Source organism: Exilibacterium tricleocarpae (assembly GCF_007004655.1).
In the GTDB taxonomy this organism is placed as follows: domain Bacteria; phylum Pseudomonadota; class Gammaproteobacteria; order Pseudomonadales; family Cellvibrionaceae; genus Exilibacterium; species Exilibacterium tricleocarpae.
Genome location: NZ_ML660102.1, coordinates 23,134 through 48,993, shown reverse-complemented (window position 1 = coordinate 48,993; position 25,860 = coordinate 23,134). Strand labels below are relative to the sequence as shown.

The following is a 25,860-nucleotide window of genomic DNA, read 5'->3' as shown; positions in this document are numbered from 1 at the left end:
TGCGCAGTATTCTTGATCTGCCGGTTATTGCGCTGGCCGGCTTGCTATTTGTTATTTAGTGATTTGTTATTGAGGTTGAAATTATGTCCAAGGCACCGGTTCACATTATCATGGGCTCCCGTTCCGACTGGCCCACCATGGAATTGGCCACGAAACCGTTGCAGGCACTGGCGGTCGATTACGAAACGTCAATCGTATCCGCACATCGCACGCCGCAGCGCTTGTATGCATTTTGTCGGGATTCTGAAACCAACGGCACCAAAGTGATTATCGCAGGGGCGGGCGGTGCGGCGCATCTTGCCGGTATGGCTGCAGCGATGACCTGGTTGCCGGTGATTGCCGTGCCGGTACAGAGTAAGTATTTGAAAGGTATGGACAGCCTGTTGTCCATGGTGCAGATGCCCAAGGGGGTGGCGGTGGCGACCCAGGCGATCGGTGAGGCCGGCGCCTATAACGCCGGGCTGTTGGCCAGCCAGATGTTGGCGCTGTCCGACCCCGAGTTGCAGCAACGTCTGGTCGATTGGCGCCGGGCCCAGACCGACGCCGTAGCCGAGGAAGTGGAATGAGCACGCGCATTGCAATTGTCGGTAGCGGGCAACTCGCCCGCATGATGGCCCTGGACGGCATCCCCATGGGGATGTGTTTCAGTTTTTTGGTGGAGGCGAAAGAGAGCACGGACTGCGTCGACGGCCTGGGGCGAATTGTGGTGCGCCGGGGTGAGGCCGAAAAAATATACGAGGACCTCGGCAAGCCGGATGTGATAACCGTAGAAAAAGAGCATGTGGATATCGATCTGCTCAGGCAGTTGCAGGCACACTGCGCAGTGCATCCAAACCCCGACGCCCTGGAAATTTTCAAAAATCGCAAGCGGGAAAAGTTAAGCCTGCAATCGCTGGGTATTCCGCTCGCCGCCTTTCAAAGTGTCAGTTCCGCAGCGGACCTGCAGCAGGCGGTGCAAACACTGGATAAACCGATATTTCTGAAGTCGGAAGAAGAGGGGTACGACGGTTATAACCAATACCGGATTACGGCTGATAACGAGACAGAGGTAATTGACAGTATTGATTTTCCAAGCGCTTGGGTGGCCGAGGGTTTTGTCGCATTTGAGCGTGAAGTTTCCTTCCTTGCCGCGCGCAATGTGAGAGGGGATATCGTTTTCTACCCGGCGGTAGAGAATCTCCATAGCAACGGCACATTACTGCGCTCGATTGCACCTGCTCCTTCTGTATCTGAACCGCTGCTGGCTGCGGGCCGAAAGTATTTGGAAGATATCCTGGTAAAGACGGATTATGTGGGCTTGATTTGCATGGAGTGTTTTGTTGTCGGAGAGAGATTACTTGTCAATGAAATAGCTCCGCGGGTGCATAACAGCGGCCATTGGACCTCCAAAGGCGCGTTGACCAGCCAATTCGAAAACCATCTGCGGGCGATTACAGACCTGCCCCTGGGCTCGACTCAACCCCAGGGTATCAGCGGGATGTTGAATCTACTCGGCGTTACGCTGAGCGCCGCACAGGCAAGCGAAGAGCGATGTTTTTTGACGCTCTACGGCAAGACTCCACAACCGCGGCGCAAGCTCGGTCATATCACGATCAACAGTGACAGCTACGAGGACGTCGCAGCCCGACTGGCGGCAATGGAAAAACTCGCCTATGGCGGAGTCTCTGTGTAGTGTTTTCCGGCGGCAATCACACGCTCAGGTGCCGTGCGTGATTTGAATCAATCCAGGCCGTGTCGTTCCACTGTCTATAACTTACCAAGCGGTGCCGAGCCGAATTTAACGCACTGCCCGGGACTGGGGAAATCTCGTCTCTATCGGCTTATTGACCCCAAAGGTGATATGCCAGGCCCCTGACTATCTGTTTCTCAAACCTGAATCGTCGCCAAATCGGTACCTCCCTATACAAGTTGGATTTGCGGCCCTGATCGGCAATCGGTGCTTGACTACCTGTCAGAGAGGCCACTGCTGAAACCCCTTGATTACTCGGGAGGCCAGACATGGCAAGGGCTCCAGTCTATCCATCAAGGACTCCAGCCTATCCATAAAGCCTGGTGGAAGCCGGCTTCAGCCGGCCGACAGCGGTCAAAACAGGCCGCAAACCATTGGCCTTGACTCTGTCGACAGGAATACTATACAGTAATGTATATATCAGCCTGGCCGGAAAGTTCCATCCGCGTCGAACAAGCTGAACGAGAATATGACAGAGCGGATGCATCCATCCGGCAGCTTGTGAAAAGCTATTGTTTTAAGAGCGAATATACCTAGAGGAATACGGCAAAAAAACATTCTAGCGTATAGAAAAATCTAGGAGAGTAGGTAATGCCTGGACTTAAAATATATGAGAGGCCTGACGTTATCGAGCTACATAAAATGAGTTTGAACGCGCGGGATGTGGCGGCTTCCATTGCGGAGTTTTCCGAGTTCGAAGTAACAGGCTACCGAACGGGTATCGCAGAAGTATGGCGGGCACAGAACCGGTCGCCGGATAATTTCATTGTCAACGCGCGGTTCGACGGCGCAAATTTCAATACCGGCGTGAGTTTAATCCAGTCGCATATCGATCTCACCGGAGTCAAAAAGCCGATAGAGACTATCTTTGAACCCAGCGATTGCCTGCGCCTGCAATTTCGGCTTTCCGGAAAAAGCACCGATTGTCATGCGGACGGCAGCACCTCAGATGTTCGTATGCCTTCAGTGCTGCTGACTTATTTGCCGAAAGGTGCGAATCTTCACCAAGTGGTGTCCGCGGGCGAGAACTGGCACACCATGACTTTTTCCTTCCCCCGCCTGCTGGTCAGTACCCTGCTGGAAGGCCAGAGGGGAGGTGTGGAGCAGAGTCTGAAGGAACTGTTGGATTCTGAAAAGCCCATGCTGCACTGGCAGATGCCGCTGACGCCCGACCAGCGCGCGATTCTTAACGGCATTTGCAAAACGCCGCTGCGCGGGGCGTTGAAGGCGCGATACCTCGAGGCAAAGTCTATCGAGCTGTTGTGTCTTGCCTTGTATGATTTTAAAGGCGCCGACGGGAAAGGCGATGCCGGAGGTATACCGTTAAACCAGCAGGATCAGTCCAATTTGCGGTTGGCCCGGGATATCCTGTCCCGCGAATTCAGAACGCCGCTGACCCTGGATGAGCTGGCCAGGCGCGTGGGGTTGAACCGGCGCAAGTTGGCCCAGGGCTTTAAGCAGATATTTCACAGCACTGTGTACGGCTACTGCATCCGCCTGCGGATGGAGGAAGCCCGGCGGCTGCTGGTCGATAAAGGCATCTGTGTGACAGAGGTGGCTTTCGAGGTGGGTTATCAGGATCCTTCGAGCTTTACCAAAGCTTTTAAGCAGTATTTTAACGTGCTGCCAAAGGAATTTCGAAATCGGGCATTCGATTCGCGCGACGCGAGAGTGGATTTGTAACGCCAGCCCGGAAAATAAGAACGATCCGGCCGGTAGCCCGACAATAATCTCTTCACACTGGTTAAAAACGTGCTCTGCGCAATGCCCTCTAGGTATTTGCAGTGACGCAGTTTTTCTGCGTACCTTCTAACCGCGACTGTCTAACAACCGGTAAAAACGAAAGTGATGAAATTCAGCCTGTTAATAGTTGGGGCAGTACTGGCCCTTGCGAGCTTGGGAGCCATCGGCGCCACAACCGAAATTCACTGTGGTTATGTCCTGGACGTCGAAGCCGAAAAACTGTTGAGCGACCAGCGTATTCTGGTGCGGGACGACCGCATTATTGCCATGGGTCCGGCGGTAGACACGCCCGCCGGCGCCGGGAAAATCGATCTGTCCGATCGCTACTGTGCACCTGGTCTGATGGATGCTCATGCCCACCTCTTCTTTGATATAACCCGCGGCACTGTCGATCAAACGGTTCCCACCCAGTCCAGTGCTTACAAAGCCCTGCGGGGTTTGAAAAATGCACAGATATTGCTGCGTTCCGGGTTTACGACAATTCGAATTCCCGGCGACGGAGACCTGCACTATGCGGGCATTGACTTGCGCAACGCCATCAACCGCGGGGATTTTGTCGGCCCGCGCATGTTTGTTGCCCCGCACGCTATTTCAGCCCTCGGCGGGCATGGCGATCTGAACACCTATGCTCCCGACCTGGTCAACAAACCCCTGGGTTTTATCGCCGACGGAGTCGATGAGGTTCGTAAAGCAGTCCGCAAGGAAATCAAATACGGGGCCGACTGGATCAAAGTGATGGCGTCCGGGGGGGTTATCAGTCAACACGACGACCCGGAGGTTTCAACCTATTCGCAGGCAGAGTTCAATGCCATGGCGGAGGAAGCGCATCGGCACCATAAAAAAATCACCGCCCATGCCCACAGTGATGCCGCGATACGGATGGCGGTCGAGGCCGGCTTTGACAGTATTGAGCACGCTACCCTGGTATCGGAAAAGACGATAAAACTGATGGCAAAAAAGGGCACCTATTATATACCGACGCTCTATGTAATCGACTGGATTATCGAGATGGGACGTAAAGGTGGGGTGTCGGCCGATAATCTCGAGAAAGCCAAGCTGGTGGCGGCGCGACACAGCCGATCGGTGAACATGGCTTACAAACACGGCGTCAAGATGGTGCTGGGCACCGACCCGGTATTCCCCATGGATCAGGCGATTCGAGAGTTTAACGCCATGGCGACCCGTATCCCGAATAACTGGTACGTATTGCAGGCCGGCACAATTCACGGCGCTGAACTGTTGGGGCTGGCTGAGGAGACGGGCAGTTTGAAAGTCGGCAAGTTGGCCGATATTGTCGCTATGGAGAAAAACCCCATTGCGGCTATGAAGAATATTGAACAGATTGGTTTTGTTATGAAAAACGGGGCGGTAGTTCGCAACGACTACTGACAGGCCTTTACCGCAGAGACCGGCTTAATCATGAGTAATGTTGTTCACATTTTTTTCGTGCTTTTCTCGATGGTATTACTGCCGGCCTGTAGCCGTCAGGTGCCGGAAGAGGAATACGATCTTGTGATTCGAAACGGTTGGGTGCTTGACGGTTTAGGCAATCCCGCCCAAAAAGCCGATGTCGCGATAGTCGGGGATCGATTTGTCAAAGTGGGCGCAGTCACCGCCGCCGGCGCCCGCGAGATTGACGCAACCGGGAAATATGTATCGCCGGGTTGGATCGATATGATGGATCAATCCGGGCAGGTATTGCTGAAAAACGGCCGCGCGGAAAACAAGGTGTTAATGGGAGTAACCTCGGCTATTGGCGGTGAGGGTGGCACCGCCGTACCGGCGGGGGAGCTGCGCGCTTACTTCCGGACTCTTGAAGAGCAGGGTATCAGTATTAATTTCGGCAGCTACTACAATGCCTGGCAGGCTCGCAGCGCGGTGCTGGCGGAAAACATCACCACCGTCACCGACGCCGATATAGCGGCCATGCAGGCGCAGATGCGCCTGGCGATGGAAGCCGGCGCGGTGGGTATGAGCAGCACCGCTTTTTACCCGCCAATGTCACTGTTGACTACCCGCGAACTGATTGAAATGAGCAGAGCCATAGCGCCGTATGGCGGTATATACGCCGCTCATATGCGAGACGAGAGTGAAAAGTTGCTCAGCGCTATCGAGGAAATGATCACCATCGCCGAACAGGCGTCCGTTGCGGTGGAAATTTACCATTTCAAAAGTGCTTTTGCGCCCCACTGGGGTTCCGAGATACACAAGGCGATTGATCTGGTCAATCGCGCCCGCAGCCGGGGTATCGATATTGCCGCCAACCAATATCCCTATACTGCCGGGGGCACGGGTATCGACGCCACTGTTCCCCGCTGGGTCTGGGAAGAGGGTGAGGAGGAGGCGGTAAAACTACTGCGAGACCCGGACGTCAGGTCGCGTCTGAAAACGGAAATCGCCGACCCGCACTCAGATCGCATGGTTAACAACAGCGGCGGATGGCAAAATATTACCCTCGCCAACGCTTACAATGAAAAATACACTGACTACCATGGCAAGCGTTTTACTGAAATAGCTGAGCTTGTCAATAAAGACCCGGCCGATGCCGCCTGGGATATTATGCTGGAAGCTTTACCCAACCGCGCCTATGCACTCTACCATTTGATGTCGGAGGGCGATGTAAAGGCGATTATGCAACAGCCCTGGGTATCGATCGGCAGCGACGCCGGTGCGGCTGAGGTACTGGGAGAAGTTGACGCAATCGGTTTGCCGCATCCCCGCGCCTATGGGACTTTCCCGCGTATCATCGCAAAATACGTCAGGGAGGACGGCCTTTTAACCTTGGCAGATGCCATCCGCAAGATGACGTCACTGTCCGCTAAGCGTATGCGGCTGAGCGACCGGGGCGTGATCAAACAAGGGAAGTATGCAGATGTTGTTATTTTCGACTACGACAACATTCAGGACAACGCAACCTGGCAGCAGCCGCTGCGCACCCCCACGGGTATCGACTATGTGCTGGTGAACGGCGTGGTGGTGGCGGAGCAGGGTAAGCATACCGGCAAGACACCGGGTCGGGTGTTATACGGCCCGGGTTATCAATCACAATAATTGATTCGGGAGGATTAAGTGCAAGCGTTGATATCGCCGGATTGGACCTTTGCGCTCTGGGGCGTTTTATTTACCATCGCGGGTTTGGGATTTTGGGTGGATACCACCGCTTTTGGCAAGCGCGTATCAGGTATCGGCCTGGTTATGATCGCGGCCATGATATTGTCGAACCTGGGGCTGGTGCCGATGTCGGCGCCGACCTACAATGCTATCTTTACCTATCTCGTTCCCGTCGCCATTCCTTTACTGTTATACAAAGCTAATCTCAGGCGCGTTATTCCCGAAACCGGTGGGATGCTTGCCGCTTATCTGTTCGGTGTGATGGGTACGGTGCTCGGCGTGGTGGTGAGTTTTTACCTGCTGCCGCTGGGCGAGTGGGCGCCGCAGCTTGCCGGCGTGATGGCATCGACCTATATTGGCGGCTCCATGAATTTTGTGGCTGTGGGCACTATGTTGGAGGTGGATGAAGCGGTGTTGACCGCCGGCGCCGCCGCCGATAACGTTATGGGCACTCTCTATCTGGTAGCGCTTGCCGTTATGCCAACCCTGTTGGTGTTGCGCCGGTGGTTGCCTTCGAAAATCGCCGATGCCGCGGAAGCCGGCGAGCACACCGCCACCGGGGGCTTTGCCGACGGCGCCACCATCAATCTGGTACATATCGCCTTCGGCCTGGCGCTGAGTCTGGTGATCTGCGCGCTAAGCACCTGGATGGCGACGTTACTGGGCGTTGCCAACTATGCCATTCTTTTTATTACCGTGATTACGGTCGCTATTGCCAATATCTTTCACGACGCCATGGCCAGGCTCACGGGACATCTCGAAGTCGGTATGCTCTTGATGTATGTATTTTTTGTAGTGATTGGCCTGGGCGCCGATATCCGCGCGATGATCGACTCCGCCATGTGGGTGGCGCTCTTGGCGCTGATTACCATAAGCTCCCACCTGGTGGTGATACTGGTGGCCAGCAAACTCTGTAAGTTGGACCTGGCCGAGGTGATTATTGCATCCAATGCCTGTGTGGCGGGTCCACCGACCGCAGCGGCCATGGCCGCCGGCAGGGGCTGGAACACGCTGGTGACACCGGGCGTGTTGTGCGGTACCTTCGGCTATGTGATTGCCAGTTTTCTGGGTATATTTATTGCCGGGCTATTGGCGTAAGAGAAAATACGGCGTGCGTTTGTCTCGATGACTGCGCCGCTTGCCGGGGAAAATCCGAACGGTGAATTGAGGGGTGCGCCGAGGCGCACCCCTCGAATGGCACTTCCTTAAGCATATTTGCATCAGTTTATCGATCGCCTTACCAGCCACATCAATCTCGATTAAGCGTATTGACGGGAGGTCTGGCTCAGGCTGACGCCTTCAGAAACTCTCGACAGCAGGGATGCTGTCGGGAAGTCCCCAGGGATGGGTTTACGACGTGTTTCTGAAGGCGTCAGCCTGAGCCAGACCGGTCAATTAGCACATATTTGCTGTAAGGATGTGCCATTCCGCACCCCACCATCTAACCTTAAACGGCGAAGGCCTGGGCGGTGCGACGCGGATCACCACAGGCGCTGGCCAGGCCCTGCGCGTCAATATGGATACCGTCAAAGGAGCCGTGGGTCCAGTTCCAGGGATTCACGCTTTTTATCGCGGCATTTTTTCCGCGCAAATAGCTTAACGTTTTTGCGCCCATATCGGCCTCGACCATCAGCATTTTCAGGTTGTCTATATTGGCGCCGCCAAAGCGCGCCTTGTGTACTGAGGTCTCAATATCGAGACCGAAATCCAGGATGTTGATAGAGTTTTGAACGATGTTCTCGGTCAGGGAAACACTGGGCGAGCCCGAAGCCAAAACAGGCTTGCCGTTTTTAAAGAACATATTGGGACAGATGCGGGCGTGAATGCGGCGGTCCGGTCCGGGTATCCCCGCACCCAGGTGAATCAGGCCCGCACAGGCATAGACACCCTCCACGAAAATTCCCGTGGTATAGGGCATCGACATCACCGAGTGCAACACAGTGGCTATATTGCCCTCACCATCGACGACGGTGACGTGGTTGGAGCCCGGGGGGAGCGCGACTAAATTATCGTAAGGACCTTTGGGCGGTCCCGAGAGCTTGGCGAAGCGCTCGGCGGCAAATTCCTTGGAGATGGCTTTTTCCACCGGCATCAGCGTGCCCGTGAGCCGGCCCAGGATGGAATCGGTGTAAACCTGCCCGACGATTTGCATGAGTTTAAACGTTGTCTCGGGAGACTCAAATGCCGGCCCCTGTCGCTGCAGATCGATATGCTCGACCATGTTCATGATTTCAACCAGGGCCTGGCCGCCGAAATCCGGCGTCGGCGCGGCGACCAGTTCGTAGTCGCGATAAGTGGTGCGCACCGGTTGATCCCACAGGGGTTGCCACTGCGCCATATCTTCTTCGGTGACGTAGCCGCCGGCGGCCTGTACCGCCTGCACGTATTTGCGGGCAAATTCGCCGCGGTAGAAATAATCGCTGCCTTCCTCCGCCAGCCGCTCCAGCGTGTCGGCATGGCGGCTCTGTATCAGTTTTTCTCCCGTATTCAGCAGGCGCCGGTTTTTAAAGTACATTTCCTGCCCCTGGCTGGCGGCACCCAGAGCTGCGCTTTCCACAAACATCTCGCCCCATAAAAACGGATGGATTTCAAAGCCGTCGCGGGCGTAGTGAATGGCCGGCGCCATCACCGTTTTGCGGCTGAGTCTGCCGTGGTGGTCGTGTGCCGCCTCAAACCCACCCCAGAATCCCGGCACCGGACACAGAGCCCCGGTGCGGGCGCCGGTTGCTATGAATCGGCCGAGGTCGGACAGCGGCAGGGTGAAAATAGGGTGTTTTTTGGGTGCATTTGCCGAGCCGTTGACGTAGGAGAGCCGGCCTGTCGCCGCCTCGTAGTACAGCATGGAGAAAACGCCCGACAGGGTGGTCATATGCGGTTCCACCACCGCCTGTGCCATGGACGCGGCACAGATGGCGTCGACGGCATTGCCGCCCATTTGCAACATATCGGTGGCCGCTTTGGTGGCCAGCGGATGGGTGCAGACGGCGACGCCGTTGCGACCCGATACCCCTTGCTTGCGGCCGAACTCGGCCATTGCGACCAGGCGCCGGCGCTCCGGGTCACTGGGCGGTTTCCACCCCGCGGAGGCTAGAGCGCCGGTGCTTGCAGCAGTGCTGGCCCCACTTGTGCTGACACAGCCGGACAGGCCGGCCACAGCGCCGATAGCGGAAAGGTTGATAAAGTCACGCCTGTTAATGCCAGTCATAATCGTTTTACCTGAATTTTTAAGTCGACTTTAAACTTATCGTATTGCGGCCGCCGTCAAGTGAGTAATCGGCACGAAAGACGGGGCTATCGTTACTATTCATTGGTTGTGCCCGATAGTTGCGTCTTTTTTCAAACGGTTTTCGCCTTTTCGGCACCGTTTAATTGGGAACTGGACTTGATGGCATTTACTTAAGCCAATATGTGCTAAGTATCCGGTCAGCATCTGGATGGTGCTTTCAGAAACACGCCGTGAACCCATCCATGGGGGCTCGCTTAAAGCGCCTACTTTTGGTGGTCACGACAGCATCCCTGCTGTCGAGAGTTTCTGAAAGCACCATCCAGATGCTGACCTACCCCCGTCTTTTTTAGTTGAGATCGGTAAGGATCACCACACGAATTTTGATAAACTGTGCCAATCTTCTCAACTAAGCGCCACTTTGTGTTGGACTAATCGGCCGATGCCGGCGGCACTGAGCTATGGTAAAGCTTTGCCACCTAGCGCGCTTCTTTGCCAAAACCCTTGAGCGCTCCTCTCGGCAAGTCGAACCCGGTGAGTTGTTTGAAATAAAGCGGCAGGTATTTCAAGCGCTGCTCATGTGTTTCGTGCAAGCCCATGGCGTAGTAGCCGACTTGGTGAAAATAGAGGATCCTGGCCCTGATAAAAGCTTCTTCCCGAGGGTATTTCAGCTTTTTAAAGATATCCGCCAGCGCTTCGATGCGGCGGTTATCAACCAGGTCAATCGCCCTTTTTGCATTGCCTGAATTACGGGACCAGTCGCGCACGGCAGTGTCCAATGACGGAGAAAAGGAGTGCTCCATGATCAGGTTGAGGCAAAACTGAATAATGGTATCCAGCGGATTGTCGCCTGCGGTTTGCATGGCCTGCGACAGCGGGTCATTTTTACTGTCCATCCAGTCTTCGAGCAGCGAATTTAAAAGATCCTCGCGGTTTTTGAAAAACCAGTAAAACCCGCCTCTGGTGACTTTGAGATTCTTTGCCAGTCGATCTATTTTGACGCGGTCGACACCCTCTTCGATCAGTACCTTCCTGGCTTCTGCGAGCCAGTCTTCACGGGTGTTTTTGGTATTGCCACGGGCAGTATTTTCAGACCCTTCGACAGAGTTATTAGCAGCCAACAAGATATCCTTATAGTAAAGAAACTGTTGCGCCAAGGATTTGGTATTGGCCAGTGAATGTCAAGGGGTTTAGGTACTCAGATTGGTGCTAACGTTACTAAAAGTTACTATCGGGACTGCTGTCGCCGCTGCCCTCAATGTCCGCACGAACAAGAGGCGGTCAACTCGCGCTGGTAGATGGGAGGCCTTTGCCGTCCGTTTGTTACACGGCGGCTAAGCAATAGTAACGATAGCCCTGAATATGGTACCGATTATCCAGTTGCCGGTGTGGAAACTCAGATAGAATCGAGCTTAAATCAAAGTATGCCAATGAATAAATCTGTTACTGGTATTACTTATGTGTACTACAACAATAAGTGAGAAACTATTCGGGGGAAGGTAATGTTCAGAAAGACTCAGTGTTATCGGGACGTGCGCAAGGCGAATACTTGGCTGGTCGGTGGTTCGATCTGTGCGGCGTTCTCCTTGTCGTTACCTGTTGTTTCCCAGGAGACGCCGGATGCTTTATTGGACGAGATAGTCGTGACGGCGCAGAAACGTGAACAGGAACTGTTTGAAATTCCGATTGCCATTAGTGCCTTTTCCGGCTCACAGCTAGAGCGCTCGGGTATAAGTGATTTGACCGGACTGACCGAACAGGTTCCGGGACTGGAAATTTCACCCAGCGAAGCCGGCGGCGGCTCGGTGTTTATTCGCGGTATCGGCACGGGTGTGCAGGGTGTCGGTGCCGACCCCAATGTCGCTATTTATCGTGACGGCGTTTATGTGTCCCGCCACGCAGTGGCGTTCCAGGACTTTATTGATATCGAGCGGGTCGAGGTCTTGCGCGGCCCCCAGGGGACGCTCTACGGTCGCAACGCCACCGGTGGCGCCATCAATATCATATCCAACCGGCCCGGTTCCGAGTGGCGGGTCAACGGTCGCCTGGAAGGCGGCAGATACGACAAGTATACAGGGGCAATTGCCGCCGGCGGCCCGGTGGTGGCGGACAGGCTATGGGTGAGAGGCAGCTATGTTCGATCGACACAGGAAAATTATGTCGAGAATGTGTTCGACCCCAGCTCTCCTTTTCGGGAGAAAATAGTCGACTCTGAAGCCTTTAACGGCTCGGTTGTGTTTGAGGTCACCGGTAACCTAGAGGTGGTGTTGCAGGCGGACTACGAGGAGGACAACGGGTTCGGCGTACTGCCCATCAGAAAGAGCTGGATCGGCCCCCGGGATATCGCCGAGGCCGGTCCCTTGTTCGGGGTGCCGCAGGTATTGACTGACGACCGTTTTGAAAGCAACCAGGACTTTGCCGATACCGGCGATGCGCAACTCAGGAACCGGGGTGCGGGTGCAACCGTTACCTGGGATTTTGGCGGCTACACTTTCAAGTCCGTCAGCGGTTACCGGCGCTTCGAATCGACCCGGGTTTTCGACAACGACGGTACCAATTCGCCTATAGCTACCGCCATTACACCAAGCGACTCGGAATCGTTCTCGCAGGAAGTACAACTCTTATCGCCGTCCGGCGGTAAATTTGAATGGATTCTCGGTGCCTTCTACTACGACGAAACATCTCGTGGGCTGGGGCGGTTTGGTGGTCTGCGCAACTTTGACGTAGGCTTGGGTGAGTTGGGCTTTTCCGGGGTCCTGGCCAACAGCCAGTCCAACTTTGATTCCACCATCGAAACAGAAGCCTGGGCGATATTTGCCCAGGGGACCTACACTATTTCCGATCAATGGCGTGCCACTTTGGGGTTGCGCTACAGCGATGAGGACAAAACTTTCCAGACCACGTCAGATAATCTGCGCAGCGTGGCCAACCGGGATGAGGTCGAAGAGTTTCTGGCCGGGCCCCTGGCCCAGCTACCTTTTGAAGGTGGTACGGTCGGCGATGTGGTGAACAATATCGTGGCCTTTTTTGATGAACCGCTGACCGCCGGAACTACGGATGAGGCCAGCTTTGATGCCTTTACGCCGCGGGTTGCGTTGGAGTGGCTGCCAAATGAAGATCGCCTGTTTTACGCCGCTGTTTCAAAAGGCTTTAAGAGCGGCGGTTTTAACGCGCTTGACACCGGGCCTTTGAATATCTTATTGGGTCTGGCGCCGCCACCGCCGAGCGGCAGTGCCAATGATGCCTTCCAGGCGCCCTACGACGAAGAGGAATTGTGGAGTTACGAAACCGGTATGCGGATGACCCTGATGGAGGGCCGCATGCGCCTGGCGAGCACGCTGTTCTACTACGATTACGATAATTTGCAGGTGCAGACAACCGTCGGTAACCCCACCACGGGCTTCCAGTCCCTTATCTCGAATGATGCGTCGGCGGATATCCTCGGTCTGGAACTTGAACTGGTGGCCGAACCGATCGAACGATTGCAAGTGGCATTGACGGCAGCCTGGACCGATGGCGAGTACGATGAGTTTGACAATGTGGCAGACGCCATCGACGGTCGGATTATCGATCTGTCAGGCAGCGAAACGCTGAGAACGCCTGAATACCGGTTGTTTACTTCTGCACAGTACAACGTACCTATGGGTGACAACGGCATCCTTATTCCCAGAATCGAGGTGTCTTACGAAAGCGATCAAAACTTTCTACTGTCGACCATTACCTCGGAGTCCGATCCTCGCTTCCAGGCGCAAAAAGAACTGGGTATCGGTGATCTATCGACAGTGAAGGGTGGGGAACATACCGTGGTGGACCTCAGCCTCTCTTATGTATTCCCGCAGCAGGATATCGTCGTTAGAGGATATGTCGACAACGTTTTTGACGAAACCTATCGGTTGGCGCTTTTGTCGGATTCCGGCACCGGCCAGCAGGAAGTCCTTGCCAGGGGACGCGAGTACGGCGTGACCGTATCGTTCAATTTCTAGTACTACCTCACTGACAGACGTCATTTGGGCCTGCACAGCGACTTATCCCTCGCTTTGTCAGGCCCTCTTTTTTGGGTGATCAGCGCCAGATGCTTCCCTTCTTCCGCAAATACCTGCTGCCGGGCTTTATTTTTCAATCTGTCGTGATCGGCGGTGGTTATGCCACCGGCCGGGAACTGGTCGAATTCTTTTTTGCCGCCGGGCCGCTCGGCGGGGTACTGGGTTTGCTGGTGTCGGGGTTGGTCTTTGGTGTCGTCATGGCCCTGGGTTTTGAGATGGCGCGGGTGACGCGCAGCTACGACTACCGCAGTTTTTGCCGCCAACTGTTGGGCCGGGGCTGGTTTGTATTTGAAGTGGCCTACCTGCTGCAATTGTTGCTGGTGTTATCGGTTATCAGTTCCGCCGCGGGCCGGTTGACCGCGGCCAGCTTCGGGGTGCCGGCCATTGCCGGTACCCTGGGACTGATCGGTTTGATTGGGTTGCTGACATTTGCCGGTTCGGCGCTTATCAAGCGCGTTTTGGCGGGCTGGTCTGTCCTGCTTTACGGAGTTTACCTGTTACTTTTTATATTCACTGTGCAGCATTTTGGCGGGGATATTGTCGAGGCCTACAAGCAACCGTTAAAAAATGCGGACTGGCTCGGCAGTGGTATCCTGTATTCCGGCTATAACTTGGCGGTGCTGCCGGCGGTGTTATTTGCCGTATCTACACATACAACGCGCAGAGAAACGCTGGGTGCCGGTTTGATCGCCGGTGCCATTGCTGTGATTCCGGCCGTGTTGTTTTTTGTCACCATGATGGCGCACTACCCGGATATCGGTGCCGCGCCGGTGCCGGCATCGGTGCTGATGGCGGAACTGGGTATCGGCTGGCTGGCGCTGATTTTTCAGGTAGTTGTATTTGGCACCTTTGTGGAAACCGGTACGGCTATGCTGCACGCGGTAAACCAGCGACTTGACACCGCCTTCCACGAGCGCAATAGACGTCTGCCGCGATTTGCCCGACCGCTGGTCTCACTCGGTTTTCTGGGGCTGGCGATTTATGCTGCGCAAACCATCGGTATAGTCGATTTGATCGCACGGGGTTACGGTGTGTTAACGCTGGTGTTTATTGCCGTGCTGATTCTACCGTTAGTGACGGTGGGAATCTGGAAAATCCTGCATCACCGGTAGTATGACGACCGGCGGTAGCTGCAGGGTCCGTGCGGCTGTCTGGCGGACATTGCGGCGCTTGCATATTGGCTTATAAATGGCTAGAGTTTGCCGCACAAGCTCGGGGGTGAAGGTTGCAGCCGACGCTTTGGGAAAGCGTGCCAGGGTCGTGATTTTGAAACTGGCATTTTGCAACGGCCGTTTTGGCGTGCAGGCTATAAAGTAAACCTTGTAAAGCAGACTTTGTGGAATAGGTGCTTTGAGATAGGTGCTTTTAGATAGGTGCTTTGAGGTAGCTGCTTGAAGATAGACTCCTTGAAACAGCGGCTTCAAAACAGCCGCGTTGAAATAGCCGTTTCGCAATGAATATAGACCGGTAAAGGGCATCACAGTAATCTCTTCGCACTTTCCTGCCAGAGACTTGTCAATAGTCGAGTCATTACTTTGTAGTAACTTGTATCTGATTAGTAACTTGTATCTAATCGTTAAGATCTAACCGTTAAAAGGACCTGTCCATGGAGGCATTAAGCGCCTCAGACCAAAGTAAACAACGCCTGATTCTGGCGGCCATAAGATTGTTCGCCGAACAGGGTATCGACGGTGTTTCCCTGCGCATGATCAACCGCGAAGCCGGGGCCAAGAACAACTCGGCGCTGCACTACCACTTCGGCAGTAAGCCGGGGTTGGTGGAGGCGGTGGTGGAATATATTCAGGACTGGTTTGAAGAGGCCCGGGAGAAGGCGCTTGCCGATGTCGAGGCGGCGGGTCCCGAGGTCGATGTGCGGGATATTCTCCAGGCATTTATCTCACCCTATTTGCAACTCGTGGAGAACGAGGCCTGGGGCTACCATGCCGTGCGCTTTCTGGCACGGATGGAAACTGAAGGGGGTGAGCATGTTCGTTCAATCCTTAATCGTTTCGCCGCCAAGACAATGGCCCGGTTTAAAAAGCTTTTTGCGAAAGCGTTGCCGGGGATTCCCCGCAAGCTGCTGATGCAGCGCTTGAACTATTGCGTCAGCAGTATCGTTCGGGGAATTGCGGATTACAAAAGCCTGAAGAACTCCTACCTTGGCGATATGAGCTGCAGCCTGAAGAAGTTGGGCTCCCTCTACCTGGACTATAATGCCGCCGGTTTGTCGGCACCTGTGAATGCCTGATCGGCCACGTTCGCTAACGTATTGCCACCCAATAAACGGTACTTGCGGGTAATTAGACAGCCCTTGGGGTGGGGCGCCGGCACAGGTCTTGCCATCAACCTTGATAACTTGTTGTTTTCCTCTTCTGCTTTGGTCCGGCTGCGTTTGCCCTGAAGCTTCTGTTTACAAGGTCAGGGGTCTGCACGGTAGTCGGCTCGGGGGCCGAGCAGCCAAGCGCACATCGACGCAAAAGTGCGATACCACCCAAAAAGAGTGCGAAAGCATCCATTCTCTCGGTGGCGGCGTAGTTAAACTGAAGGTCAAAGGGCCTGCTGCCCCCGGATCGCTTCGAGAAGACTAGGCAGGTTGTCACTATAGTGCCTATGCCGGGCAAGACCCACAATCGGCGATGTTGCGGGCAGAGGTGGGACGCTATTGGGTTAACTGATGCAAAGAGCAAAGTTCACGCAGCGCGACCTGCGCGGCGAGCCGTTATACAAAGAAGTGGAAGGTTTTTTTCAGGCCCTATACAACCCGGGCGCTGACTTTATCAGCGATGGGGTGGATATCTGTGCCTCACCCTGCGGTCGTTTTGCCGGCTTTACCGGCACCGTATTCAATACTATGGCCGCGCCGCCGCGCACCCGCGCCTGCATCGCCGATCTGCAAACGGGTGCCGTCACTCGCATAACCGGTGGCGATGGCGATGACCATTACAGTGATAGCTATCCGCGCTGGGCCCCCGATGGCAGCCGCTTGGCGTTTTTGTCCGACCGCGTTGAGGCGGGCGTTTTTCAACTCTACCTGACCTCGGCCGACGGTCTGGGGGCTGTGGTGGCCACACCCGCTATAGAGGGCATGGTGGAGCATATCTGCTGGTCGCCGGACAGTGGTCGTATTCTGCTGGTGGTTGCCGGACTGGGCGCCGATCTCGCCGGGGCCCAGGGCGGCACCACCACGGTGTCGCGCGACGGCGACCATCCCCCGTGGGCACCGAGGATCGACAGTGGCGCGGCTGATAATCTGTGGCGCTGGCTGTGCGTTTATGATCTGCGCTCCGGTGAGGTGTCGCGTCTCAGCCGCAGGGGGTTGAACACCTGGGAAGGCGCCTGGCTTGGCAGTGATACTGTACTGGCTGTGGCTTCCACTGCACACACCGAAGGCTCATGGTATAGCGCCGGGCTGTATGTCATTGACGTCGCTACGGGCAAAGAGCGGTTTGTTTATGCGCCGGAGGACCAAATCGGTATGCCCGCCGGTTCGCCGGACGGCCGTCATATCGCCGTGATCGAGGCGGTGTGCAGCGATCGGTTGGTGGTCTGCGGCAGATTGTTGTTGATCGATGCCCAATCCGGTCAGGCCCGCGATGTGGATACCCATGCGGTCGATATCACCCATGCCGTGTGGCGCAACGACCGCGAGTTGGCCTACACCGGTCACCGCGAGTTTGAAACTGTGGTAGGCGACCTCGATGTCACCACCGGTGTCGCGACCGAACAATGGGCGGGTACGGACCGCGTTTTTAATGCCTGGTATCCCTATATATGGCCGCTGGCTGAAGGCGGTGTTGTCGCTATCGCCCAGGCCTATGCCGTGGCGCCGGAACTGGTGGTGGTGCGCGACGGCGACTACCGCGTGGCGCTATCACTCGCCAGTGAGGCCAGTCGGGCGGAGGGTTTTTGTGATGCGACAATCGAGCCGGTGCGCTGGCGGGCGGGCGACGGCCAGGAAATCCATGGCCTGTTAGTCAAACCCCCGGGTGAAGGCCCGTTCCCGTTGATTATGGATATTCACGGCGGTCCGATCTGGGCCTGCCGCAACCGCTGGATGGGCAATTTGCGCGGTTGTAAACTGCTGGCCGATAAGGGCTATGCGTCACTGTATCCCAACCCCCGCGGTTCCAGTACGCGCGGCCAGGCATTTGCCCGCCAGGTACAGGGCGACCCGGGCGGTGAAGATGCGCGCGATTATCTCGCCGGTATCGATTACCTGGTTGATGCCGGTATCGCCGACCCACAGCGCATCGGCGTCACCGGCATCAGTTACGGCGGCTTTATGTCGGCCTGGCTGATTACCCAGGACCAGCGCTTTGCCGCCGCGGTGCCGATTTCGCCGATTTGTAACTGGTACAGCCAGCATTTTACCTGCCAGGTGCCCAGTTGCGACCAGTGGTTGCTCGGCGCCAGTCCCTACGCTACCGACAACCACTATTTCCACCGCAGCCCGGCCATGCACGCGGGCCAGGTCAAAACGCCGACGCTGCTGTTGGCTGGTGCGCGCGACCAGAATACGCCGCCGACCCAGGCGTTGGAATTTCACCGCGCCCTGCTGGAAAACGAGGTCGAGTCGGTTTGTACCGAGTATCCGACGGCTGGGCACGGTATTCGCAGTTTCCCGGAGGTCATCGACCATACTACCCGCCTGATCGGCTGGTTTTTATTGCATATGCCGCCGCGGGGTTAGCGGTGTAGGGAAGGGTACGTCGGTGCTTTTAGGTAATACTAGAAGCTCGTTGGGCGATTCTTTGGCAAGGTTTGGCGTTCTAAATTTTTTACCTGCCACACCGCGGCTCGGCGGGGGTTCGCGATCCCGATCGGGCGCAAGCTTGCCTGTCGCCCCGGCGGCTGCGGAACTCAACCATTTTTTTGCTTTGCAAAAAAATTGGGATTCGAACAGTCCTCGCCTAAAAACGCCGGGGCGACAGGCAAGCTTAAACGCGCCCTGATTGATCGGGATCGCGAACCCCCGCCGAGCCTTACCCACTGTACACTGTTCACGTATCGAGAAATCCAAAACAGGGAGTAAGAAAAAATATTGTTACTAAGAAAATTTTTATAATCTGCTGGCTGTACAACTCAGTAACAGATTATCAGTTCTTTTTCGAAGAGAGAAGGTAGGCCGGGCTCAGACCGCTATCGGGCCTCTGCTAGATCGGATTTGTGGCACAGCGTTTCTTTCATGGCAACTTTATGATTTTTTCCTTTGAGTAACAGCAATCGTGCCATCTTGATGCCGCCTCAGTAAGCCAGCGCCTGACCATTGGTAACATAGGGCGAAGCGGCGCCGAGCTTGCCGCCTTTATCCCGCATAATGCCCGCATCGGTATTGCCTCTCTATCAAAAACCTGTACAGAAATGTGTAGCGGATACTATCGAAGGGGTGAGGACGATTGAGTTCCAATGCAGTTGAGTCCACCCGGCGAGTCTACGCTATTCAGGCAGGCAATTATCGGCCAAAAAGCACTTTTTCCGGTGCAAACGTGGGCCTTGCCAAAAGCCGGATCGGCGGTGAAGCACCCGTGTTGCGGATGCTTATAATCCCGTTGACTTATGTATAATCCCTGTGTCTTAATAAGGATGTGCTGCGAAGCACGATCGCGATACTCGTGGCATTACTCAATATGAAAAAGTGGTTGAACCGCAGGCAAACCCTGGCAGCTAAACCGTAATTTCAAAGTAGCTCGGTCAAAGTAAGTAGCTCGGTCAAAGTAAGTAGCTGGGTCAAAGTAAGTAGCTGAGTCAAAGTAGTTGAAGCAAGGTAGTTTCCATCATGTCCGCCATAGTAACGCCGGCGTATAGCCAGTATATTCTCACCTTCAAGTGCCGGGATCAGTTGGGTGTACTGGCCAGCGTTTCCAATACCCTTTATAGCAACGGCGCTTTTATTACTGAAATTTCTCACTATGGTGATCCGGATACCGGACAGTTTTTTTCCCGCACGGTGTTTGACGACCGGACGCTGAATGTTCCCATGAGTGAATTTAAGCAGATTATCGCCCTGCTGGCCCAGGAGTTGGGTATGGAGTATGTTCTGCGCTCGGCCAGCGCTCGGCGGCGCGTATTGGTAGCGGTTTCCAAGTACAACCATTGCCTGAATGTACTGCTGACCAAATGGTGTTGCGGTGCTTTGGATATCGACATCGTCGGTGTGATATCCAACCACGAAAATTGCCGCGCAGTGGTGGAGTTCTACGGCCTGCCTTATCACTATCTGCCCATTACCCCGGCCACCAAACCGCAGCAAGAGGCGCAGATTCTGCGCCTGCTGGCGGAGTATGACGTCGACCTGTTGGTGCTGGCGCGTTATATGCAGATCCTGTCCGACGGACTCTGTGAGCACCTGGGGCCGCGCGCCATCAATATCCACCACTCTTTCCTGCCCGGTTTCAAAGGGGCCAAACCCTATCATCAGGCCCATGATCGCGGTGTGAAGGTGATCGGCGCGACGGCCCACTATGTCACCGCCGACCTGGATGAAGGTCCGATCATCGTGCAAGAGGTCGAACCGATCGATCATCGCCTGACGGCCGAGCAGATGGTTCATGTCGGCCACGACATTGAGGCCACGGCACTGGCCCGCGCCGTGAAGCTGCATTGCGAAGAGCGTGTCGTAATGAACGGCAACCGCACCGTTATCCTGTAAGCAGAGACCGTCAGAGAGCGACCCTATGGAAAAGTACTCACTGCTGCAGTTGGCAAAACACGCGCTCAGCGGGCACCGGCACTGGCCCCAGGCATGGCGCAGTCCGGCGCCGAAGGCTTCTTATGATGTCGTGATTATCGGCGGTGGCGGTCACGGTCTGGCCACCGCATATTACCTGGCCAACCAACACGGTATCACCAATGTCGCCGTGTTGGAGAAAGGCTGGCTCGGTGGCGGTAACACCGGGCGCAACACCACGGTGGTGCGCTCCAACTATTTCTATCCGCAAAGCACACTTTTTTTTGATCACTCCCTGAAGCTTTACGAAAAACTGGCGCTGGAATTGAATTACAACGTGATGCTGAGTCAGGGCGGGATCCTGACCCTGGGACACAGCCGTCACGATATGGAAATGTTGGAGCGCTGGTCCAACTCGCTGCAATTGCAGGGTGTGGACGCACAGATGCTGACCACCGAACAGATAGGTGCGCGGACCCCCCTGCTCGATACTTCCCCGGCGGCGCGCTACCCGATCTGGGGTGGCTTTATTCAGCATCGCGGCGGTGTCGCCCGCCACGATGCGGTGGCCTGGGGTTACGCCCGCGCCGCCGATGCCAAGGGTGTGGATATTATTCAAAACTGCGAGGTTAAGGGTATTCGCACTTCTGCAAAGCAGGTTCAGGGGGTGGAGACCAACTGCGGTTATATTCGCGCAGACAAAGTGGCGATCGCCGTAGCGGGGCACACCAGCGTTCTCGGGGCGATGGCGGGGTTGAAATTGCCCATTGTCAGCCAGCCTCTGCAAGCTATGGTCAGCGAACCGGTAAAGCCCTGTCTCGACGGTGTGGTGCTGTCGGGGGCGGTGCACACCTATGTGAGTCAGTCGGACCGCGGTGAGATCCTGATCGGTGGCGGCGCCGACCGCTACATGTCCTACGGCCAGCGCGGCAACCTGCCTATTGTGGAGGAGACGCTGGCGGCCACGCTGCATCTGTTTCCACACCTGAGTCGCCTGAAGTTGATGCGCCAATGGGCGGGCATTGTCGACATTTCCCCCGATCGCAGCCCGGTGATCGGCAAGACGCCGATTGCCGGTTTATACCTCAGCAGTGGTTGGGGTACCGGCGGTTTCAAAGCGATTCCCGCCGGTGGCGAGACACTGGCCTACACCATTGCCCACGATCGCTGCCACGAGTTGATCGAGCCGTTTGGCCTGCACCGGTTTGTCACCGGCGCGTTGATTGACGAAGGTGCCGCGGCCGGTGTTGCGCACTAAGGCAGTAACAGGGCAGTAACAGGAGACGAATCATGATGCAGATCGAATGCCCGTGGTGCGGCAGGCGCGACGAGGAGGAGTTCACCTGCGGTGGCGAGGCCCATATTCAACGCCCGCCGGATCCGCAACAAAACAGCGATGCTGAGTGGGCCGCTTACCTGTTTGACCGCATCAACCCCAAGGGCGTGCACCTGGAACGCTGGTGCCACACTTACGGTTGCCGGCAGTGGTTTAACGTCGCGCGCCATACCGTCAACCACAACATCCTTGCCGTTTACCGGATGGGGGCCGCGGTGCCGGCCGACAGTGTCGGCGTTGCGGTTGATGAGGTGTCGGCATGAACAATGACGTGAACAGCCGCGTGCAGGGAGAGGCTGCCCAAAATCCGTTGCGTCGCCTGGGCACCGGGCACCGGGTTGATACCAGTGAATCGATCACGTTTACATTTGACGGCAAAACCTACACCGGGTGTGCCGGCGACACCCTGGCCTCGGCGCTGTTGGCAAATGGGGTCAGGCGGGTCGGCCGCAGCTTCAAGTTACATCGCCCGCGCGGCTTGCTGAGCGCGGGCCGCGAAGAGCCCAACGCGCTGGTGCAGTTGGAAGGTGAGGGCTTTGGTGAACCCAACGCCCGCGCCACACTGGTGCCGTTGTACAAAGGTTTAAAAGCCAGGGGACAAAATGCCTGGCCCAGCGTCGAGCGCGATATGCTTGGCGTGCTGGGCCTGTTCCAGCGCCTGTTTCCCGCCTCCTTTTACTACAAGTCCCTGATGTGGCCCAGTTGGCATTTTTACGAGGGCCTGGTGCGGCGCCTGGCCGGGCTTGGAAAAGTGCCGCGCGCCGCCGATGCGCAGCAATACCACAAGCGCAACCTGCACTGCGAGGTGTTGATCGTCGGCGGCGGCGCGGCCGGTTTGGCCGCCGCCCTGGCGGCCGGTGCCGGCGGCCTGCGCGTGGTACTGATGGACGACCAGGAAGAGCTTGGCGGCAGCTTGCTCGGTGAAAACCGGGTTATCGGGGGCAGTTCGAGTACGGCCTGGATCGCGCAGGCAGTGGCAAAACTGCGCGCCCAGGAAGGGGTGACTTTGTTGCCCCGCACCTCTGTGATCGGCTACTACGAACACAACTTCCTGGTGGGGGTGGAGCGGGTTTGCAACCACCTCGGCCCCGGCGCCGATTTGCAACAGCCACGCGAGCGCCTGTGGCGGGTGCGGGCCAAACAGGTGGTGCTCGCTACCGGTGCTATCGAGCGGCCGCTGGTGTTTGCCGATAATGATCGCCCCGGCATTATGCTGGCCTCGGCGGTCCAGACGTATCTCAACCGCTACGGTGTGGCCGCGGGTCGCAGGGTCGTGCTGGTGACCAATAACGACAGTGTCTATCGTGTCGCACTCGATCTGCACGATTTGGGAGTGACGGTGGTGGCGGTTGTCGACAGTCGCCGCGACCCGGTCGGGCCCTACCAGCAGGCCGTGCGCGATCGCCAGATACCGCTGCTGACCGGTCGCATGGTACGACAGGTGCGAGGGCGACGACAGGTGCGGGCCGTGCGTTTGGCCGCGCACCTGGGCGGCGGACAGCTGGGGGAGAGCAGGGAGAGCCTGGCGTGTGATGTAGTCGCCATGTCCGGGGGTTGGACACCGAGCATTCACCTCTATTCCCAGGCCGGCGGCTCGCTCGACTTTAATGAACACAGCGCCTGTTTCGTGCCTGCGAGCTGTGCCCAGGCTGTGAGAGTAGCCGGGGCGGCTAACGGGGAATTTCAACTGCAGGGCTGCCTTGCAGAGGGCTATCGCTCTGGGGCGGCAGCGGCGCGGGCCGCCGGTGCCGGCGCAAATGTCGAGCCAAGCGCGCCGAGCTGTGACGACTGGCCGCAGACACCTCTGGAGCCCTATTGGTACACCGGCAACGCCGCCACGGAGAAACAGTGGCTGGATTTTCAGTACGACGTCAAGGTTTCCGATATCGAACTGGCCCGGCGTGAAAACTTTATTTCGGTGGAACACGTCAAGCGCTATACCACCAACGGCATGAGCGTGGACCAGGGCAAAACCAGCAATGTCAACGCGCTGGCGGTGATGGCGGCGCTGAGCGGACGCAAGATTCCCGCTGTCGGCACTACCCGGTTTCGCCCCCCCTATCACCCCGCTACGATCGGTACCTTTGTCGGTCGCGACCTGGGTGAAAGCTATGCGCCGCGGCTGGAACTGCCGGCGCACAGTTGGCACCTGGCGCAGGGTGCCTGGATGGAGGATATGGGCTGGCAGCGCCCGCAGTGTTACCTGCGCGCCGGTGAAGATTTCGAAGCCGCCGTCAGGCGCGAGGCGGTAGCGGTGCGCCGCAGTGTCGGCATGTTCGACGGTTCGCCGCTCGGCAAGATCGAGGTCAAGGGCCCCGATGCCGCCAGGTTTCTCAATCGCATTTATATCAACAACGCGGTAAGTCTGAAGGTGAACGCCGGTCGCTACGGACTGATGTGTAATGAAAACGGTGTGGTGATCGATGATGGTGTGTTTGTGCGCCTGGCCGATGACCATTTTATGGTCCACACTACCAGTGGCGGGGCGACCCGCATCCACCGCTGGCTGGAAGAGTGGTTGCAGTGCGAGTGGCTCGATTTGCAGGTGCTGGTCAACAACGTTACCACGCAGTGGGCCAATGTCACCGTCAGCGGTCCCAACGCCCGCCAGGTGTTGCAGGCACTCGACAGCGATATCGACTTTGACGCCGCGGCATTCCCGCATATGCAATTTCGCAGCGGCACGGTCAACGGTGTCGAGGCGCGCATCCTGCGGGCCAGTTTTACCGGTGAGGCGTCCTATGAGATCAGCGTGCCGGCGCGCTACGGCCTGGCGTTGTGGGAGGCCGTCTATGCGGCCGGAGAAACCTTTGATATTACGCCTTACGGTGTGGAGTCGCTGATGGTCTTGCGCACGGAAAAAGGTTATCTGCACGTCGGCGCCGATACCGATGGTACCACCAATCCGCTGGACCTCGGCTGGGGGGTGCCAATCGGCAAGAAGCAGGATGATTTTATCGGCCGTCGCTCGCTTGCGCGCGCCAATGACACGCGCAAAGACCGTCTGCAGTTTGTCGGTATCGAGGCGGTGGACCCGCGCTTACCACTGCCGGTGGGCGGACATGTCGTGAGCTGCGCCAGTCCCGCGGTGCCCGCACCGACCCAGGGCTACCTGACCTCGGCTTGTCTGAGCCCGGCGCTGGAAAAATCCATCGGCCTGGGCTTGGTCAGCCGCGGTCGTGAACGTCTCGGGGAGCAGGTTTATATCTATGCCGACGGTAATACTACAGCCGCGAAAATTGTCTCGCCCACACATTTCGATGCCAAGGGAGAGCGCTTGAATGGTTAGCCTGACGGCCACCTCGGCACTGACCGACTGTCATCGAAACGGGCGCGCCGCGTTTTTTGAAAACGACGGTGTGACTTTGGAGGAACTGCCTTTTTTAGGCATGCTGCGGCTGCAGGGACCGGGCGCCGACCCGGCATTCTGCGCACAGGTGGCAGCTCTGGCAATGCCGCTATCGGCGCCGGGCAACATGGGGGTGCAAGATGCAACATCCTCCAAGCCGGCGTTGCGCTGCCACTGGCTGGCTCCGAACGAGTGGCTGCTGGTTACCGCGGCGGGCGCTGAGCCGGCCGTCGCGCAGTCGCTTGCCCCGGCGCTGGCCGGCAGGCTGGCGCTTGTCACCCCGATCAGTGACAGCCGCCTGGCGCTTGCCGCCAGCGGGCCCTGTGCCGCGGAGTTGTTGAGCAAAGGCTGCGCCCTGGATTTACATCGCCGGCAGTTTATGCCCGGAGAAACCACGGTCACCCGTTTTGCCAAGGTGGCGGGTATGATCACCCGCACCGGCGCGGAGCGCTACGAACTCTATGTGGATCGGTCCCAGGCACGCTACGTGTGGCAGTGGCTGATCGACGCTGCGGGTGAATTTGCCGTGTAGTTTCCTCGCTTTTGTAAAAAACTGTTGTTACAGGTTGTGTTAAAAATTGCTATAAAAAAATTGGTGTAAACTTTTGCGGCAAAGCCCGTGTATGATGGGCGCCGGCTGAAAAATGATAACGGGCGCA

General features: G+C 56.7%; 18 protein-coding genes. 15 read left to right on the top strand and 3 right to left on the bottom strand.

Features of this window, described 5'->3' with window-relative positions; genetic code table 11:
• Positions 1 to 83 precede the first annotated feature (83 nt).
• The 6 genes from purE (at position 84) to FKG94_RS21120 (ending at position 7,681) form a co-directional block, all read left to right on the top strand.
• Positions 84 to 566: a 5-(carboxyamino)imidazole ribonucleotide mutase gene (gene purE / locus FKG94_RS21145; protein WP_142928940.1), complete on the top strand. Its 483-nt coding sequence runs from the start codon at positions 84 to 86 to the stop codon at positions 564 to 566.
• Entirely contained in the window at positions 563 to 1,672 is a 1,110-nt protein-coding gene (locus FKG94_RS21140; RefSeq protein ID WP_142928939.1) for a 5-(carboxyamino)imidazole ribonucleotide synthase, read from the top strand. The genes purE and FKG94_RS21140 overlap by 4 nt, the downstream gene beginning before the upstream one ends.
• Before the next feature lie 699 nt (positions 1,673 to 2,371).
• Positions 2,372 to 3,412, top strand: coding sequence for a helix-turn-helix domain-containing protein (locus FKG94_RS21135; RefSeq protein WP_179957746.1), 1,041 nt, complete (start codon positions 2,372 to 2,374; stop codon positions 3,410 to 3,412).
• 165 nt (positions 3,413 to 3,577) lie between these two features.
• Complete coding sequence (locus FKG94_RS21130) at positions 3,578 to 4,861, top strand: metal-dependent hydrolase family protein (RefSeq protein WP_246125309.1); 1,284 nt, start codon at positions 3,578 to 3,580, stop codon at positions 4,859 to 4,861.
• A gap of 30 nt (positions 4,862 to 4,891) precedes the next feature.
• Entirely contained in the window at positions 4,892 to 6,523 is a 1,632-nt protein-coding gene (locus FKG94_RS21125) for an N-acyl-D-amino-acid deacylase family protein (RefSeq protein WP_142928936.1), read from the top strand.
• Between the two features lie 18 nt (positions 6,524 to 6,541).
• Positions 6,542 to 7,681 carry a DUF819 family protein gene (locus FKG94_RS21120; RefSeq protein ID WP_142928935.1) on the top strand — a complete coding sequence of 380 codons (1,140 nt, stop codon included), beginning with the start codon at positions 6,542 to 6,544 and terminating at the stop codon, positions 7,679 to 7,681.
• 349 nt (positions 7,682 to 8,030) lie between these two features.
• On the opposite strand, the gene FKG94_RS21115 is transcribed toward FKG94_RS21120, so the two are convergent.
• Positions 8,031 to 9,788, bottom strand: coding sequence for a gamma-glutamyltransferase (locus FKG94_RS21115; protein WP_142928934.1), 1,758 nt, complete (start codon positions 9,786 to 9,788; stop codon positions 8,031 to 8,033).
• 497 nt (positions 9,789 to 10,285) lie between these two features.
• A complete protein-coding gene (locus FKG94_RS21110) occupies positions 10,286 to 10,963 on the bottom strand; it encodes a TetR/AcrR family transcriptional regulator (RefSeq protein ID WP_179957745.1) in 678 nt (225 codons plus the stop codon).
• A 345-nt stretch (positions 10,964 to 11,308) separates the two neighbouring features.
• On the opposite strand from FKG94_RS21110, the gene FKG94_RS21105 reads away from it, so the two are divergent.
• Both FKG94_RS21105 and FKG94_RS21100 read left to right on the top strand, forming a co-directional pair.
• Complete coding sequence (locus FKG94_RS21105) at positions 11,309 to 13,789, top strand: TonB-dependent receptor (RefSeq protein WP_142928932.1); 2,481 nt, start codon at positions 11,309 to 11,311, stop codon at positions 13,787 to 13,789.
• A gap of 89 nt (positions 13,790 to 13,878) precedes the next feature.
• On the top strand, positions 13,879 to 14,961 hold the full coding sequence (locus tag FKG94_RS21100; RefSeq protein WP_142928931.1) for a hypothetical protein: 1,083 nt from the start codon (positions 13,879 to 13,881) through the stop codon (positions 14,959 to 14,961).
• Here FKG94_RS21100 and FKG94_RS21095 read toward each other — a convergent pair.
• Positions 14,920 to 15,330: a hypothetical protein gene (locus tag FKG94_RS21095; RefSeq protein ID WP_142928930.1), complete on the bottom strand. Its 411-nt coding sequence runs from the start codon at positions 15,328 to 15,330 to the stop codon at positions 14,920 to 14,922. The genes FKG94_RS21100 and FKG94_RS21095 overlap by 42 nt on opposite strands.
• A gap of 125 nt (positions 15,331 to 15,455) precedes the next feature.
• On the opposite strand from FKG94_RS21095, the gene FKG94_RS21090 reads away from it, so the two are divergent.
• The 7 genes from FKG94_RS21090 (at position 15,456) to FKG94_RS21060 (ending at position 25,733) form a co-directional block, all read left to right on the top strand.
• Positions 15,456 to 16,097: a TetR/AcrR family transcriptional regulator gene (locus FKG94_RS21090; protein ID WP_142928929.1), complete on the top strand. Its 642-nt coding sequence runs from the start codon at positions 15,456 to 15,458 to the stop codon at positions 16,095 to 16,097.
• A 426-nt stretch (positions 16,098 to 16,523) separates the two neighbouring features.
• Positions 16,524 to 18,539: a S9 family peptidase gene (locus FKG94_RS21085; protein WP_142928928.1), complete on the top strand. Its 2,016-nt coding sequence runs from the start codon at positions 16,524 to 16,526 to the stop codon at positions 18,537 to 18,539.
• A 1,086-nt stretch (positions 18,540 to 19,625) separates the two neighbouring features.
• Positions 19,626 to 20,498 (top strand): formyltetrahydrofolate deformylase, encoded by an 873-nt coding sequence (gene purU / locus FKG94_RS21080; protein WP_142928927.1) that lies wholly within the window; start codon positions 19,626 to 19,628, stop codon positions 20,496 to 20,498.
• 25 nt (positions 20,499 to 20,523) lie between these two features.
• Positions 20,524 to 21,774, top strand: coding sequence for a sarcosine oxidase subunit beta family protein (locus FKG94_RS21075; RefSeq protein ID WP_142928926.1), 1,251 nt, complete (start codon positions 20,524 to 20,526; stop codon positions 21,772 to 21,774).
• Positions 21,775 to 21,806: 32 nt separating this feature from the next.
• A complete protein-coding gene (locus FKG94_RS21070; RefSeq protein WP_142928925.1) occupies positions 21,807 to 22,115 on the top strand; it encodes a sarcosine oxidase subunit delta in 309 nt (102 codons plus the stop codon).
• Positions 22,112 to 25,141, top strand: coding sequence for a sarcosine oxidase subunit alpha family protein (locus tag FKG94_RS21065; protein WP_142928924.1), 3,030 nt, complete (start codon positions 22,112 to 22,114; stop codon positions 25,139 to 25,141). Before FKG94_RS21070 ends, FKG94_RS21065 begins: the two co-directional genes overlap by 4 nt.
• On the top strand, positions 25,134 to 25,733 hold the full coding sequence (locus FKG94_RS21060; RefSeq protein ID WP_142928923.1) for a sarcosine oxidase subunit gamma: 600 nt from the start codon (positions 25,134 to 25,136) through the stop codon (positions 25,731 to 25,733). Before FKG94_RS21065 ends, FKG94_RS21060 begins: the two co-directional genes overlap by 8 nt.
• The last annotated feature ends 127 nt before the right edge of the window (positions 25,734 to 25,860 follow it).